The organism is Paenibacillus sp. FSL P4-0081 (assembly GCF_000758565.1).
GTDB lineage: Bacteria > Bacillota > Bacilli > Paenibacillales > Paenibacillaceae > Paenibacillus_AQ > Paenibacillus_AQ phytohabitans.
On the sequence record NZ_CP009280.1, the window covers coordinates 3,352,849 to 3,365,444 of the forward strand.

15 protein-coding genes are annotated in these 12,596 nt (G+C 44.3%); 10 read left to right on the top strand and 5 right to left on the bottom strand.

All coding sequences use genetic code 11. From position 1 onward, the window contains the following. Positions 1-26: 26 nt before the first annotated feature. Positions 27-680 (top strand): YcnI family protein, encoded by a 654-nt coding sequence (locus P40081_RS13915; RefSeq protein WP_052421820.1) that lies wholly within the window; start codon positions 27-29, stop codon positions 678-680. Positions 681-836: 156 nt separating this feature from the next. On the opposite strand, the gene P40081_RS13920 is transcribed toward P40081_RS13915, so the two are convergent. Continuing rightward, complete coding sequence (locus tag P40081_RS13920) at positions 837-1,973, bottom strand: hypothetical protein (protein WP_042136204.1); 1,137 nt, start codon at positions 1,971-1,973, stop codon at positions 837-839. Between the two features lie 55 nt (positions 1,974-2,028). Then, on the bottom strand, positions 2,029-2,190 hold the full coding sequence (locus P40081_RS39350) for a hypothetical protein (protein ID WP_231575354.1): 162 nt from the start codon (positions 2,188-2,190) through the stop codon (positions 2,029-2,031). Positions 2,191-2,875: 685 nt separating this feature from the next. Between P40081_RS39350 and P40081_RS13930 the strand changes: the two genes are divergently transcribed. The 8 genes from P40081_RS13930 to P40081_RS13965 all read left to right on the top strand — a co-directional run bounded on the left by P40081_RS13930 (position 2,876) and on the right by P40081_RS13965 (position 7,414). Continuing rightward, positions 2,876-3,454 (top strand): hypothetical protein, encoded by a 579-nt coding sequence (locus P40081_RS13930; RefSeq protein WP_042136205.1) that lies wholly within the window; start codon positions 2,876-2,878, stop codon positions 3,452-3,454. Between the two features lie 71 nt (positions 3,455-3,525). Further along, entirely contained in the window at positions 3,526-4,290 is a 765-nt protein-coding gene (locus P40081_RS13935; RefSeq protein ID WP_042136206.1) for a hypothetical protein, read from the top strand. 147 nt (positions 4,291-4,437) lie between these two features. After that, positions 4,438-4,815 (top strand): hypothetical protein, encoded by a 378-nt coding sequence (locus tag P40081_RS13940; protein WP_042136207.1) that lies wholly within the window; start codon positions 4,438-4,440, stop codon positions 4,813-4,815. Between the two features lie 181 nt (positions 4,816-4,996). Further along, a complete protein-coding gene (locus tag P40081_RS13945) occupies positions 4,997-5,407 on the top strand; it encodes a DUF4279 domain-containing protein (RefSeq protein WP_231575417.1) in 411 nt (136 codons plus the stop codon). Beyond that, on the top strand, positions 5,400-5,732 hold the full coding sequence (locus tag P40081_RS13950) for a hypothetical protein (protein ID WP_042136209.1): 333 nt from the start codon (positions 5,400-5,402) through the stop codon (positions 5,730-5,732). The genes P40081_RS13945 and P40081_RS13950 overlap by 8 nt, the downstream gene beginning before the upstream one ends. 93 nt (positions 5,733-5,825) lie before the next feature. Beyond that, a complete protein-coding gene (locus tag P40081_RS36395) occupies positions 5,826-6,332 on the top strand; it encodes a hypothetical protein (RefSeq protein ID WP_052421821.1) in 507 nt (168 codons plus the stop codon). 43 nt (positions 6,333-6,375) lie between these two features. Continuing rightward, complete coding sequence (locus P40081_RS13960; protein ID WP_042136210.1) at positions 6,376-6,822, top strand: hypothetical protein; 447 nt, start codon at positions 6,376-6,378, stop codon at positions 6,820-6,822. A 103-nt stretch (positions 6,823-6,925) separates the two neighbouring features. After that, complete coding sequence (locus P40081_RS13965; RefSeq protein ID WP_052421822.1) at positions 6,926-7,414, top strand: hypothetical protein; 489 nt, start codon at positions 6,926-6,928, stop codon at positions 7,412-7,414. A 193-nt stretch (positions 7,415-7,607) separates the two neighbouring features. Here P40081_RS13965 and P40081_RS13970 read toward each other — a convergent pair whose 3' ends face one another. From P40081_RS13970 to P40081_RS13980, 3 genes are read right to left on the bottom strand one after another with little or no spacing between them, the layout of a single operon-like run. After that, entirely contained in the window at positions 7,608-9,455 is a 1,848-nt protein-coding gene (locus tag P40081_RS13970) for a CotH kinase family protein (RefSeq protein ID WP_042136211.1), read from the bottom strand. 54 nt (positions 9,456-9,509) lie between these two features. After that, positions 9,510-10,241: a DUF4956 domain-containing protein gene (locus P40081_RS13975; protein ID WP_042136212.1), complete on the bottom strand. Its 732-nt coding sequence runs from the start codon at positions 10,239-10,241 to the stop codon at positions 9,510-9,512. Position 10,242: 1 nt separating this feature from the next. Further along, entirely contained in the window at positions 10,243-10,956 is a 714-nt protein-coding gene (locus P40081_RS13980) for a polyphosphate polymerase domain-containing protein (protein ID WP_042136213.1), read from the bottom strand. 272 nt (positions 10,957-11,228) lie between these two features. Between P40081_RS13980 and P40081_RS13985 the strand changes: the two genes are divergently transcribed. Beyond that, positions 11,229-12,485 (top strand): purple acid phosphatase family protein, encoded by a 1,257-nt coding sequence (locus P40081_RS13985; protein ID WP_042136214.1) that lies wholly within the window; start codon positions 11,229-11,231, stop codon positions 12,483-12,485. Positions 12,486-12,596 lie beyond the last annotated feature (111 nt).

Below are 12,596 nucleotides of genomic sequence, written 5' to 3' on the forward strand. Positions count from 1 at the left end.
TACATATGAGAGAAGGGGAGATCGAATTGAACAGACTTTTCCGTAAAATAGCAGCACTGGCCGTACCAGCGGCCGCAGCACTAATGGTATTCGCAGCCGTAGCTAGTGCGCATGTAACCGTCAGCCCTACACAATCGAGTGCAGGTGCCTGGGAGACTTACACGCTCAAAGTACCATCTGAGAAAGATATTGCTACAGTGCAGATCGATCTGCGCATCCCGGCAGGAGCTGCATTCAAGCAATATGAGGCTGCTCCCGGCTGGGACGTAACGGTGGATGGCGACAAGGTCAGCTGGATCGCGAACGGAGACGGCATTCTGGCCGGACAGTTCCAGCGCTTCTACTTCACCGTCCAGAACCCGGCCGCCGCAGGCGATATCGCCTGGAATGCCTACCAGCATTATGCCGACGGCAGCGTGGTCCAGTGGTCCGGCGAAGAAGGCTCGGAATCCCCGCATTCCATCACGGCGATCGCCGAAGCTTCCAGCGGAGGCAGCCACTCCCACGGCTCCATGGACATGGCGGATAACGGCACCATGACCATGGACGAGCATGAAGCGATTATGGAGGAAGAGGGTAATAGCTCCAGCGTGTCACCGATGCTGTACATTGCGCTCGGCATCTCGCTGCTGTCCTTCCTGCTGGCGGCGATTGCTTTGCTGCGGGGGAAGAAGGAGTAGGGCTGGGGCATAAGTGGCAACCGTCCTTTGTAGTAATATAATAACCCCGTGCAGGAAGGTGAGCTCCATCATCCAGCGCGGGGTTATTTGTACACTAAATCTGATCATACCCGGAATAATATAGGATTGGGCACAATCAACGGATAACAACTTTCATTAAGGGAGCAACCCCTTAGCTTGCAGTATAGAAAGTTTGGCTTCAGGAATCGCCCGTTGCAGTTCTCCGTTATACAGTTCAATACCTTCCCAGTGCACAAACACGAAAAAATCATCAGTAACCGGCACTTGACCGGTTAAATCCTGTTCATTGAAAGAATAAGCAATTTCCTGCCAGAAATCTTGTCGTTCCTTTTCGCAGTATAAACCCCCGCCTTTAAGATTCCAATATACATAAAGCGTCCGCAGCTTCTCAAGCAGCCCTTCATTCTCAATTCCGGTAAACCAAGTCGGCTGCATTTGAGTATCATTCCAGAGAGTATACTCACATTTCTTGTCTTCAAGCAGTTTCGCCCTTCTCTGCTCAAGTCCGGAATAATATTCCGGATCACTTCCTCCGCTGAATTCATCATTACTCAGATAAAGTCCAAAATAGCAGAGCCTATCATGACTGAATTTTTGGGCGGATTCTTTTAAAAGATTAATAGACTCCGTTACGGCTTCAGTAATCAATGCTGTTCTCAAAGTCAGTGCTTGAGATTCGTTCATATTGTTATACAGCATCTGATTCATTCCGTTGTAGATTTGATATAGCTCACCGGATTCATCGTACTTCAAATAAGTATTAGCGATATGCTGGTAATGATCTTTTCCTACGTATTTAGGATTGCGTATTTCAATAAGCCTTTCTTCTTCATAAATATATTCTTCGATGGTATACCTGTCTTTTGTACTCTCCAGATCAAGACCAGGCATCACATCGTATTCTACTGAATGTTCGGGCTTGCCAGCCTTACCGTAAAAAATCTTGATTGAATCTATCTTCTCTCTGACATACAGCCGTGTAATGATATGATCCGGGTGATAAGAAGTATATCCGACTCCATCAATTAAAAAATCGCAATACGTCACTCTAAGTCTGTTTTCATGATCAAATCCATAATATACTCCAGTGTCCTCTTCAGTAATCTCTCCCCGGCAGTCAGTATTGCGTTCAAACCAATAAGGTGCCAGATCATATCTTTTATCTGTAACAAACTCTGTCCGAACCACACTATCCTCTGCCTCTTTTTTGTAACGTTCATAATGTTCCTGTGCATCCACACAAATATTTAGATAATATTGCGCATCAATCATTTCTGTCAGCCCCTTCTTATCGTAAAATACATCTACTTCGGTAAAACAGTGTAGTCTACAGTTTATCTGCCAATGTATCCCAGGTAAGCTCAAGAATTCCGGTCATATGATCAGGCTCATCAGATACGTAGGTAACCACGGCATTCTTATCCGGAAGCACACCAACATATTGTCCATATGATCCGTCCAGGTGGTATGAATTAGGGTAAGAATTCATCCATAGCTGCTATCCATAGCCCTGCTGATAGTCTGCGGTTGCAAAGTCAGGAGTGAAATCGTCTGTCTTCATCTGGACGGAAGTCGCTTGTTCTACATAACTTGAAGGAAAGAGCTGTTGTCCGTTCCAAGCCCCTTTGTTCAGAAACAGCTGTTCGAATCTGGATAAATGCTCTGCAGTTCAGTGTAATCCTGAAAACTTGGGGGAATCCCAATGGGCATTTGTCCCACTTCAGAAATTCCGTTTCGTGAGTACAGGTATGTAAGTATTCCGGAAAAAATCTACCATAAGGTCATCAAGTTTACAATATCCCTTATAAACGGCAATCCCCACAGCCATGGAAGTAAAAGTTTTGCTTGCAGAATATAATAAGTGAGGCTGGTCCGCCTCAAAATCATGTCTGGCTATTAGCTCGTCGTTCTGCCTGATCACCACGTTCAAAATATGCCGGTTCTGTTCATTCGCAGATACTAATTCGTCTAATATAATATTACAGTGTTCATGGTTCCGCTTCCGTAAGCCACAAAGTTAAGATTATTTGGATTTTGCTTAGTCTTACTATAGCTGGATATGTATTATACTGTAAGTGACGTTGGTATGAAGTTTCTAATATCGAAATCAATTGGAGGAGTGTTTATCTCAATTTAGAAATAAATCTCGTAGACCGTGCTTAGGAGGTGGATATATGGCTGCGAACTTCAATGTAATCACTTTTACCAAAAGCATAATTGATTTAAGTTGGCTATTCGAAGCCGTTCAAGAAAGAGGGTATAACGCTAATATTAATCAGATTGAATCTATCGGAAATTGGGAGTTCAACGACTTAATAAACCACCCGCATGATGTTGAGATAGCGGAAGTCCTCGCGCTTCTTGAGAAAGGCCGAATTATATTAATATTTGGTGAAGTCCAGTCCAATAAGTTTGTGATGATGTTAAGTAAGACCGGAACCACCTATGAAGCAGGACTGTCTCTAGATACAAAATACATAGATTACTTAGACAGAGATACGCTTAATGATGTTACTCGTCCTATCTATGATGAAATTTCGAACCTATTGTTATCTTCTGAAATGGTGAATAATTTACTTGTTTCTGCATTAGGCGTCGAGGTGGTTGTGGACTACGATGAGGATTTTCATAAGATGCATCTTGATAGTCATAATGTGGCGAGATGGGTTTTTGGCACCGAAGAGGGTGCAGGTGAGCGTGATCTTATGGGTTACACGCGGGTAGCTGCTGGTATTTGGGATAGAGAGGGTTAAGTTCTACAGATACGAGATATGAGAATAGCTAATTACGATGACTAGAAGTTCTTCAGGCGGAGATGAGCGAAGTGAGATTCAAGCTATTGATTATTGTGCCGATTGTCATTTTATTAATATCATGTAGTGCTGAAACTAATGTTCATTCTTATAAAAAAGGGGACAACAGGGAGACTGTTCCTGCATTAAGCTACAAAGTTGAAAGTGATAGTTATGCTCAAAACAATATTAACATTACATATCCAAAGCTGGTTGATTTACCGAATGATACAAAGGAAGAAGTTATAAATGACCTGATACGGGTAGAGGCGCTTGGTGTTCTTGAATCTTATTCATTAGATTTGGATAGTCACAATACTTTGGAAATAGACTATCAGATTACATATAAAAGTGATAAGTTCCTAAGCATTCAATATATTGGTTCAGCTCTTAATAAGGGAGGAGCATATCCGTTAAATGTTTTTTATACAACAAATATAGATGTGGATAAAGAAATTAAAGTTAAATTAACCGACTTACTGGAGATCGATGAGGCATTCGTACAAGAATTAAAAAATGGAATCTACAGAAGCTATGATGACAATTTGAATTTGCGAGAGGAAGGAGTTATGAGGGATTATTGGAGCGGGATTAAAGACCAGGAGTTACTTAATGATTTAAAATATACAGATGAAGCGGACGGGGCAAATAATTCAGTGATATTTAGTTATCTCACTCAAGATTCACTGGGGATAAGTCTTTCAGTTCCTCATGCGTTGGGAGACCATCTTGAAATGGAGATCGGTTATGAGAAATTGAGCGAAAATATAAAGGGTGATAATAGCCCGTGGGACTAGTGAAGGAGTATTTATTTTACAAATAAAACCTATAAGTACTACGCCATTTTGCTGAAGATGGAATCACTGTAACTTTCGCTGACTTGCCGGGCTTCAATTGTAATATAGTTGCAAGCACATGCTGAATATTTAAGTAGGAGGTTCATTATGAAAATAGTCAACATAACATTTCCAACTTATCTTTCAAGTATAGAAAACATAGAAAACGACAATATTGATGTCTTCGTAGAGCTAGAGGATGGTGTTACATACACTATGGTTGTGGCTACACCCCAAAATTATTATTGGTATATGGACAAGGAAGGGCTTGATTATGTGCCACCGTCTCCCCCAGATATTATTGTAAGAAGCCTAACGGAAGATAATATCCGGAAAGCTATTGAGGCTTTTGCAGCGGATGATGCTTATTGGATGAAACTTTATTTTCTATCAGGTAAAAGAACAGGTGTTTTTGACATGGATAGAATGAATAAGATGTTGGCAGAAATTAAGAGAATAAATGATGAGATTTTAAATGTTGAATAAGGCGAGGTGAAATGATTTAGAAAACATTTTTCAGGGGAGTAGTGATGATAAGGGCAATTTGTTAGAGTTAGTTTTTAGCACAGTTTATCCGGAATCAATGGGTCTTTAAGAACCAATAAAATGATCTCTATAGAGATTATGGGAAATTATCGGATTTTAAAAGGAGTTCCTTATTTTGAAGATGAATGGTAGTTGTTCTTTCATAATACGTAATGAAACTATAGATTTTGATGACATTACTAGAAGGTTAGCAATTAGACCAACTTCAATCCAGAAGAAGGGGCAGGCCATCAGAAAAGGAGCAGTGAGTCAGGCTCCCTTTGATATTTGGCGATATGAAGTGATAATCTCTGAACATGTTGAACCGGAAGAAGCATTTGAGCTTTTACTGAATGATTTAACTTCAAACTTTAAAGAAATTAATGAGTTAACAGGTCTATATAAAGATGTTGGAATTGATTGTTACTTGAGATCGGATTATGGCCAAATGGGCTTGCAGCTTACGACGGAAATGATGAAGAAAATATCGATTTTAGGATTAGGGCTTAATATACATATTCTTTCCTTTGGTGGGGTTGAAGAGGATGACTAGTGCGAATAGTATTAGTGTGTTTTATTTAGAGGATACGGAACTTGCAGAATTTGAGGCTTCTAACAAAGGTTATCGAAATGATGTTTATGTTATGATATTGAACGATTTATTTAATATAAAGGTTTATGATATCGTGCGTCTTAAACAGGATTTTGAATTGGAGTCAGAGAGTTACGGGTATTACTCAGTCGAACCTAATTTGATTATAGTAAAGGAAGTAACTAAAGAAGCTATAGAATTTGTTGTGAAGAAGTTATATGAGCAGAAGTATTTGGAGTCTATTAAGACTGTTGATGATGATAAGCTTATAGAATATTTTCAATAATGAAACACTCAGAACTACAGGTGGTAATTGCTGCTTATGGTTTCTTTTTTATATATCTAAGTTACCCCTATTAATAGTTCGTGGGAGGAAGTTATGAAAGTTGAAACGTATTTAAAGAAACCCGATTTAATATTGCCCGGCAACTTTATGGATGAACCCAACAAATATTTTATTCATATGGACAATGAAATTGAAATTGAAAAGTACATCCACAAATTTGATCTTAGATATCTGGATGGTGCTATTGTGATCGAATGGAACTACAAAATCGTTCTGGATTATAACTTGTGGGACTCGGTAAATTGTTTGTGGGACTATTTAATGAATGCGTTAGAAGAATATTTGCAAATGGGAAAAGGGGACTTTCTTTTTCCTGATCAGCCCATAAAATTTGAAATGATAAAAGTGAATTCTTATTATATGGAATTGAAAGTTGGAGATGGGAAATACGGACACTTCAAACTTCCCAGTGAAGAATTTATTCATGCTCTATTAAATGGGGCAGAACATTTTTATAGAAGATACAAAGAGTATTTCAATAGTCATAATAATGCGTTTTATCATTCGAAAATAGCTGAAATTAGAAGAAGTTTATATTAAGAATAAAAAATACGCGTAAGATACGGGAAAGGACAGGGGATTCATGTCAATCTCAGCCTCTATAAATATAAGTTTGAGCAATCATAGTTGTGAATGCTTATCGCTACCGGATTTGTTTCAGAATTTTGAAAATGAAGGTTGGACATATGTAAAAAGTAATGGGGAGATTACTATACTGCCTTTGGGTGATGATGACGATTATAATTGGACATCTAGTGTACTTAATAGAGACAGCTTCTTCGATATCTTGAAAAAAAAGCAGGATCAAAAAGAGATTGTTGGAATTGAGTTAATGCGGGTAGATTCTGATGTTGGATGTGAGTTACTTATCTTTAATACAAATCAAATGATGTTTAGTTTATCAATAGCAAGAAAGAAAATTAATGCAAAAGATGATATAGATATTACTGATTTTAGTTGGTATTTGGAACGTATTTTGCCGGTTTTAAAGAATTTACAAGTGGAACAAATAAGCTGTGAACAATTTTAGTAAGGTGTTTTTATTATGGTTCTGATTGAGGTGCTTAGAGGCGATAATTATACGATTTCATATAAATTAATTCAATATGAAGGGCTGATATAATATCTTTAAGATGGAGTTAACATTTGAGAAGCCGTTGGAAAGTATACCTGAAACAGAATACTTAATATCTGATTTAGAACTTGATGATGAAGTGGCTATTCTAATGTGTATATGCAAAGCATTTGAAATTTCACAATCTGTAGCTTTCGTTGTTGGTGGTTTTGGGCAAGATAATTGGCCTGTTGATTGTAGAACGGATCTATGTACTGTTATTGAACAAGTTCCTGATATATTAGGGAAAACAAGAGCGGGTATATACTCCTTTGAATTAGATTTCTACGAACAGGGAATTGAAAGACGGCTCCTATTCAAGGAGGATACAAATCTTGTTAAGGTCACTTGCATTAGTCGTACTAAATGGGAACCTCATCCAAGTTCAATGGTTATGGAAAAGGCCGTAGTTTCCAAAATATTCGAAAAGATTTATAGTGATTTTTGGCATTTAAGCGCTGTGTTGTGTGAAGGGATACATAAGAAATTTTCACGTACTTGCAGTTAGCCCTGATACTTTTATTTATGCACCATCCTATTACGTTATTGAATTTTATCATAATGGTGATATATATTTTGTTAACGGGAAACGGTAGTTTCATTCGAGAGAGTATTAATAAAATAAATGCAGAAAAAGAAACTAGCCTGGACGGTTAACGTCCGGGCCAGTTTAATTAAGCAGAATTATGAGAGATTAGAGTCTATAGCCGCTTCCGCTTATAAAAGCTAACAAATACCGCGGCCAGTAAAAGCAAAACAATCGCTATGCCGGTAGTAACAGCTTCGCTGGTACTACCTTGCTGCTGCGGTGTATTGCCTTGGCCGCCGAAGTCGCCGCCCATGCCGCCACCGCCGAAACCGCCGCCGCCCATGCCGCCGGCGAAGCCCATACCGCCACCCGGGCCGTAGCCGCCCTCGGGGAAGCTCGGACCGCCCATAGCGCCCGGCTCACCGCCGGGAACGCCTTGGCCGGTCTGCCCACCTTGCGCCGCTTGACCTTGCGGCGCACCGCCATTGCCGCCTTGCGGCTGCTGCCCCGCCGCCGCACCGGCACCGCCCTGTGCGGCTTCGCCAGCCGCCGCGCCCGCCTGCCCTAGCGCCGCGCCGCCAGCCGCCGCGCCCGCCTGCCCTTGCGTCGCTGCGCCAGCCGCTGCGCCATCGCCCTGCGCCGCCTGCCCGCCAGGCGCAGCACCAAACCCACCGCCGCCGCGCCCGCCGCCAGCGCCGCCCATACCAGCGCCGCCGAATCCGCCACCACTGCCGTTGCCGTCATTAGTAGCGGGAATCGTGCCGTCGAGCTGCTGCGAGACGTTGCCCGCCATGGTCGACATGAAGGTCTTCACGGACTCGAGGCCGCTCTCATACTGCTCGAAGGTATAGAAGGCAGAAGGGTCGGCCTTCACGTAACTTGCAATCATGGTATCCAGCTCGTTGATCCGGGCCTGGAAGGTCTCATCCTTCAGGTAGCCGCTCAGCATGCTGCGGACAATCTCGTGATATTTCGCTAAGTAAGTCTCATTCGCCAGCAGCTTCGCTACCAGCGGCCGCTCGGCGAGGGTGCCCTGAGTAGGCTCGTCAATCAGCACATCCGAGCCGCCCATGCCGCCGAAGGCCATGTTGTAATCCCACGGCAGGATGGAGAAGATGCCGTCATCTTCATACAGGTAGTAATTCTGCTTGTTGCTGCCGAGATAACTGTCCATATTGCCGGTCACTGCGTTCAAGGCAATATAGCCGAGAGCGTCATCGACATCGATGTATTTTTCATAGTCGGTGCCGTTGTTCAGCTCATCCAGCATGTCGACGAGAATGTCATCGTTTGATTTCTTCGATTTCATCTCAAGGCCGGTGTAGAGTGAAGCGTCATCCCCGAGCCAGGTCAGATCGCTGCCCTGTCCGGTCATCTGGCCTTTATAGAGTGCGCCGTAGGTGTTGCCGAAATGGCGTTCCAGATAGGTATCGCCGATCTGCTCTACCGCCAGATAGAAGCCCTTAAGCTCCCCGTTGACATAGATATTGACGAACGAGTATTTTGGCACGGGCAGTCCCATGCTCTCCGCAAGCTCATAGGTCAGGAATTCCCGCATGTATGAGGCGTCGCTGTAGTTGTTGTTGAGATTGATTTTGGTAATTCCGAACAGGTTCTGATTCACATACTCGTCAAAAGACAGCTTGAAGCTGTACCGGTCCGAATCGCTCATCTGCACCACGCTGCGCAGACTTAAATTCCCTTTGGTCCGCACTCCGACATTATCCATTTGGATGCCGTTATATTCGACGGAGGCCGTCTTGTATTCCTCGGCGCTGGCATTGTCCAGCATATCCTGGAAATCATCCGGGTCCAGCGTGATTTTGACATCTACAACCTTGTCCTTCGGAAAAACCTCTGTACCCTGACTCTGTTCCTCGCTTGATACCGCCTTGTTCTGCGTGTCCGTCATAGTGGTGCTGTTATCCGCAGAAGGATTTGAAATCTGACAACCAGCTATAGCGGTAACCAGCAGCAGGCAACTAAGAATGAGCAGAATCTGCTTACCTCGTGCTTTCATCTTGGGCACCGCCTTTCATGAATATAGATCTACCAGCCTGCAGCAGGCCCGTGATCATGAGACATAGTCGCCGCTATAGCTGATCAGCAGGGCATTCTTGACACCGGTAAGGCTGGAGACCGTGTTCACGAATCCGCCTTCCTTGTCGTCTAGCCGTAGCTCAAGCGTAAGCTCAATATTGCCGGCCGTTACCGTTTTTTGCTTCATATTATACCGTTTCACCGATTTGTTCAGATGGCTGTGGATTTCCTTCTCGCTGTCGTCGCCGTCGCAGTTAATCACCAGCAGGTACGGAGTTTCGATAGAAGAACGTTTAATGAACAGGAACAGGATCAGGCCGATGATGATGGAGCCGATAATAGCCAGTGTGAAGAAGCCCGCGCCCGTTACGATTCCGGCAACAGCTGCCCAGAACAGGAAGATCAGGTCGGTTGGATCTTTGATAGGCGTTCTGAAACGGACGATAGACAGCGCACCGACCATACCGAGTGACAGCACGAGGTTCGAGTTGATCGCGATAATGACGGTTGCCGTGATCATGGTCATGCCCATCAGAGAGACGTTGAAGCTTTTGGAGTATAGGACACCGCTGAAGACCCGTTTGTACAGAATGTAAATGAAGAATCCGATCAGAAAAGCAACGCCGAGCGTAATCAGTATTTTGGAGATGCGGATATCGGAAACGAAGTTGTCGGTCACAGAGCTTTTGATCATATCGGAAAAGGTAGTTGCCGTGTCGTTCGCTCCCTGTGCTGCGGCTGCAGCCAGACTTGCTGTGATGCTCATATCAATAATCCTCCCAAGTGTTGGTTTTTAGAAATTTCCGGCAAATGACGTATTTAGAAGCGGACTGCCGGTTCAGACCTTCAAGCTGCAGGGCAATCCGGATATAATCGGGCAGGTATTCATCGAATTTGACCTCGAAAATAATTAAGCTCCCGTCAAGTGCCCGGACCGGCTGCAGCTCCTTGCTGAATATATCCACCGCATGCAGTCCCGTACGAAGCTCTTTGTCAAAAGTAATCCGCACGTTGCCGTTATGGCATACATAAGGCTCGCGGACATAATCGACGATCACCTTCGGGCGCAGCAGGTTATGCCGCATCTGATTGTAGAGCTCCATAAACAGCGGCTTATCCGGTACATTCAGCACCTCATAGTTGCCGGCCATAATCTCATCGTACATGTCCCGCGTCAGCGGTTCTTTGATTTTGGCGATATAATCATCCATCTTTATTTTTTTCTCAAAATGAATGACATCGTCCTGCACATTGTAGATCCGTATGCGGTATTTGGCACGTTCACGCAGGCCTCCCAGCTTGTCGGACAACGCTGTATTGTTCATATCATCGAAATACAGGCTGCGGATATGGTATTCCCCGCTCTCGTCAGCATTCTGGTCTGTATCCATTAGGCTCTGGAGCCGCTGCCGGATGATAAGATATTGATGATAGCTAATGAAGAATTTCAGCTCGTGCCGGAATTGCAGCCTCTTGTTCATCTCACACCTCATTTCTCTCTCTAAGTTCTTGCGTGATCTGGCCGCTGACCCTATTCTAAGGGACCGACCTTATGATTTTCTTAAATTGAACTGAACGTCAGCTGAATGTTTTTACACTGCGTTTACAAATGTCACGAAATGTAAGGTTATTCCGGGGACGGGGATTTGACTTCCTGATGCCACTGGGGCTACCCTAGAATACAGAAACAGAACGGATCGAGCGGCGGGCTCAGAGAGATTGCAAGAATTGAAGCTGCAGGCGGAGGGAGCACATGAAAGACTTGAAAACATTCATTATCATCGGAATTATAGTCGTTGTGTTGATCATACTGGCGCTTGGCGTGGAGCGGCTCAAATCGGAGCGGGCCGCAGGGGGAGGATCTGAATTCTCGGGTGTACTCTACGATTTGGTCAGTACGTTTAAGGGTGATGCGGCCACCAGCCGCGCCTTTACCTGGTACACCGGGGACCCCGGAGCAGACGGCTGGCTTGAGGCAGTGAAAGGCGGGGCGGCTGATTTTACCGGAGATGGGGTCATTAGGGTTCAGGCAGCCAATACTGTGATCAAGACGGATCAGGGTACAGCAGGCGTGCACAAAGCCGAGATTACCGGACTGGAGCCGGGAACACGCTACACTTACCGGGTTGGCAGCGGGGAGGAACAGGAGTGGAGCCTTGCGTATGAGTTCAGCACTGCGGAAGCGGACAGCGGTCAGGTGACCTTTATCAACGTTACGGACTCCCAGGGAGTAACAGATGCGGATTTCGCAATCTGGGGCAACACCCTGGAACAGGCATTCAAGACCTTCCCGGCAGCAGAGTTTATTGTGCATAATGGTGATTTTACTGAAGATCCGGAGGATAGTGCGGCATGGAACAGTTTTTTCACTCACGCACAAGATTACATGGTTTCGTATCCCCTCATGCCTGTGACCGGTAACCATGACGAGATTGATGAAGAGGCGGAGCTGTTTACCTCACATTTCCATCTGCCGGATAACGGGGCCAAGGATTCGATCGCCGGTACCTCCTATTCCTTCGATTACGGCCCGGTTCATGTGACTGTGCTGAATACAGAGAGTAATCTGAAGAAGCAGGCTGACTGGCTGAAGAAGGACCTTGCAGGTACGGATAAACCGTGGACAATCGTAGCGATGCACCGTCCGGCGTATGGCGGGAACATGTACAGTAAGGTGGAGGACTGGACGGAGATTTTTGACAAATATAACGTGGATCTTGTGCTGCAGGGGCATAATCATGAGTATTCCCGTTCTTATCCGCTGCGCGCCGGTGAAATCGTGCCTGAGAGTGATGGTGGCAATGTTACAACAGGCGGAACGGTCTATGTGGTGACCAACGCCTCCGGGGCCAAATTCAACGAGAAGAAGGAAGACCAGTTCTACCATAAGGTTCATTTCCAGAATAATAAGCCGATGTTCGCCGGAATCACGGTTAGCGGGGATACCCTGACCTATCAGGCGTATGATACCTCTGGCAACAAGCTGGATGAGTTTGTTCTGAAGCATTAGAAATAGGGGTTCTTTTGGATGACATTCCATTAGAACCTTTTATTGTTAAAATAGTAATAAAAAGTGTGAAAATGGTACGATGATTGCTGACAGTTTTCTTATGGATTCGAC

What these genes read in the sequence shown, in the direction of transcription:
- P40081_RS13975 (WP_042136212.1), bottom strand. Translation starts at nt 10,241, where the DNA reads ATGAGCATCACAGCAAGTCTGGCTGCAGCCGCAGCACAGGGAGCGAAC.
- P40081_RS39350 (WP_231575354.1), bottom strand. Translation starts at nt 2,190, where the DNA reads ATGAATTCTTACCCTAATTCATACCACCTGGACGGATCATATGGACAA.
- P40081_RS13980 (WP_042136213.1), bottom strand. Translation starts at nt 10,956, where the DNA reads ATGAACAAGAGGCTGCAATTCCGGCACGAGCTGAAATTCTTCATTAGC.
- P40081_RS13945 (WP_231575417.1), top strand. Translation starts at nt 4,997, where the DNA reads ATGAATGGTAGTTGTTCTTTCATAATACGTAATGAAACTATAGATTTT.
- P40081_RS13920 (WP_042136204.1), bottom strand. Translation starts at nt 1,973, where the DNA reads ATGATTGATGCGCAATATTATCTAAATATTTGTGTGGATGCACAGGAA.
- P40081_RS13985 (WP_042136214.1), top strand. Translation starts at nt 11,229, where the DNA reads ATGAAAGACTTGAAAACATTCATTATCATCGGAATTATAGTCGTTGTG.
- P40081_RS13930 (WP_042136205.1), top strand. Translation starts at nt 2,876, where the DNA reads ATGGCTGCGAACTTCAATGTAATCACTTTTACCAAAAGCATAATTGAT.
- P40081_RS13970 (WP_042136211.1), bottom strand. Translation starts at nt 9,455, where the DNA reads ATGAAAGCACGAGGTAAGCAGATTCTGCTCATTCTTAGTTGCCTGCTG.
- P40081_RS13960 (WP_042136210.1), top strand. Translation starts at nt 6,376, where the DNA reads ATGTCAATCTCAGCCTCTATAAATATAAGTTTGAGCAATCATAGTTGT.
- P40081_RS36395 (WP_052421821.1), top strand. Translation starts at nt 5,826, where the DNA reads ATGAAAGTTGAAACGTATTTAAAGAAACCCGATTTAATATTGCCCGGC.
- P40081_RS13940 (WP_042136207.1), top strand. Translation starts at nt 4,438, where the DNA reads ATGAAAATAGTCAACATAACATTTCCAACTTATCTTTCAAGTATAGAA.
- P40081_RS13950 (WP_042136209.1), top strand. Translation starts at nt 5,400, where the DNA reads ATGACTAGTGCGAATAGTATTAGTGTGTTTTATTTAGAGGATACGGAA.
- P40081_RS13965 (WP_052421822.1), top strand. Translation starts at nt 6,926, where the DNA reads ATGGAGTTAACATTTGAGAAGCCGTTGGAAAGTATACCTGAAACAGAA.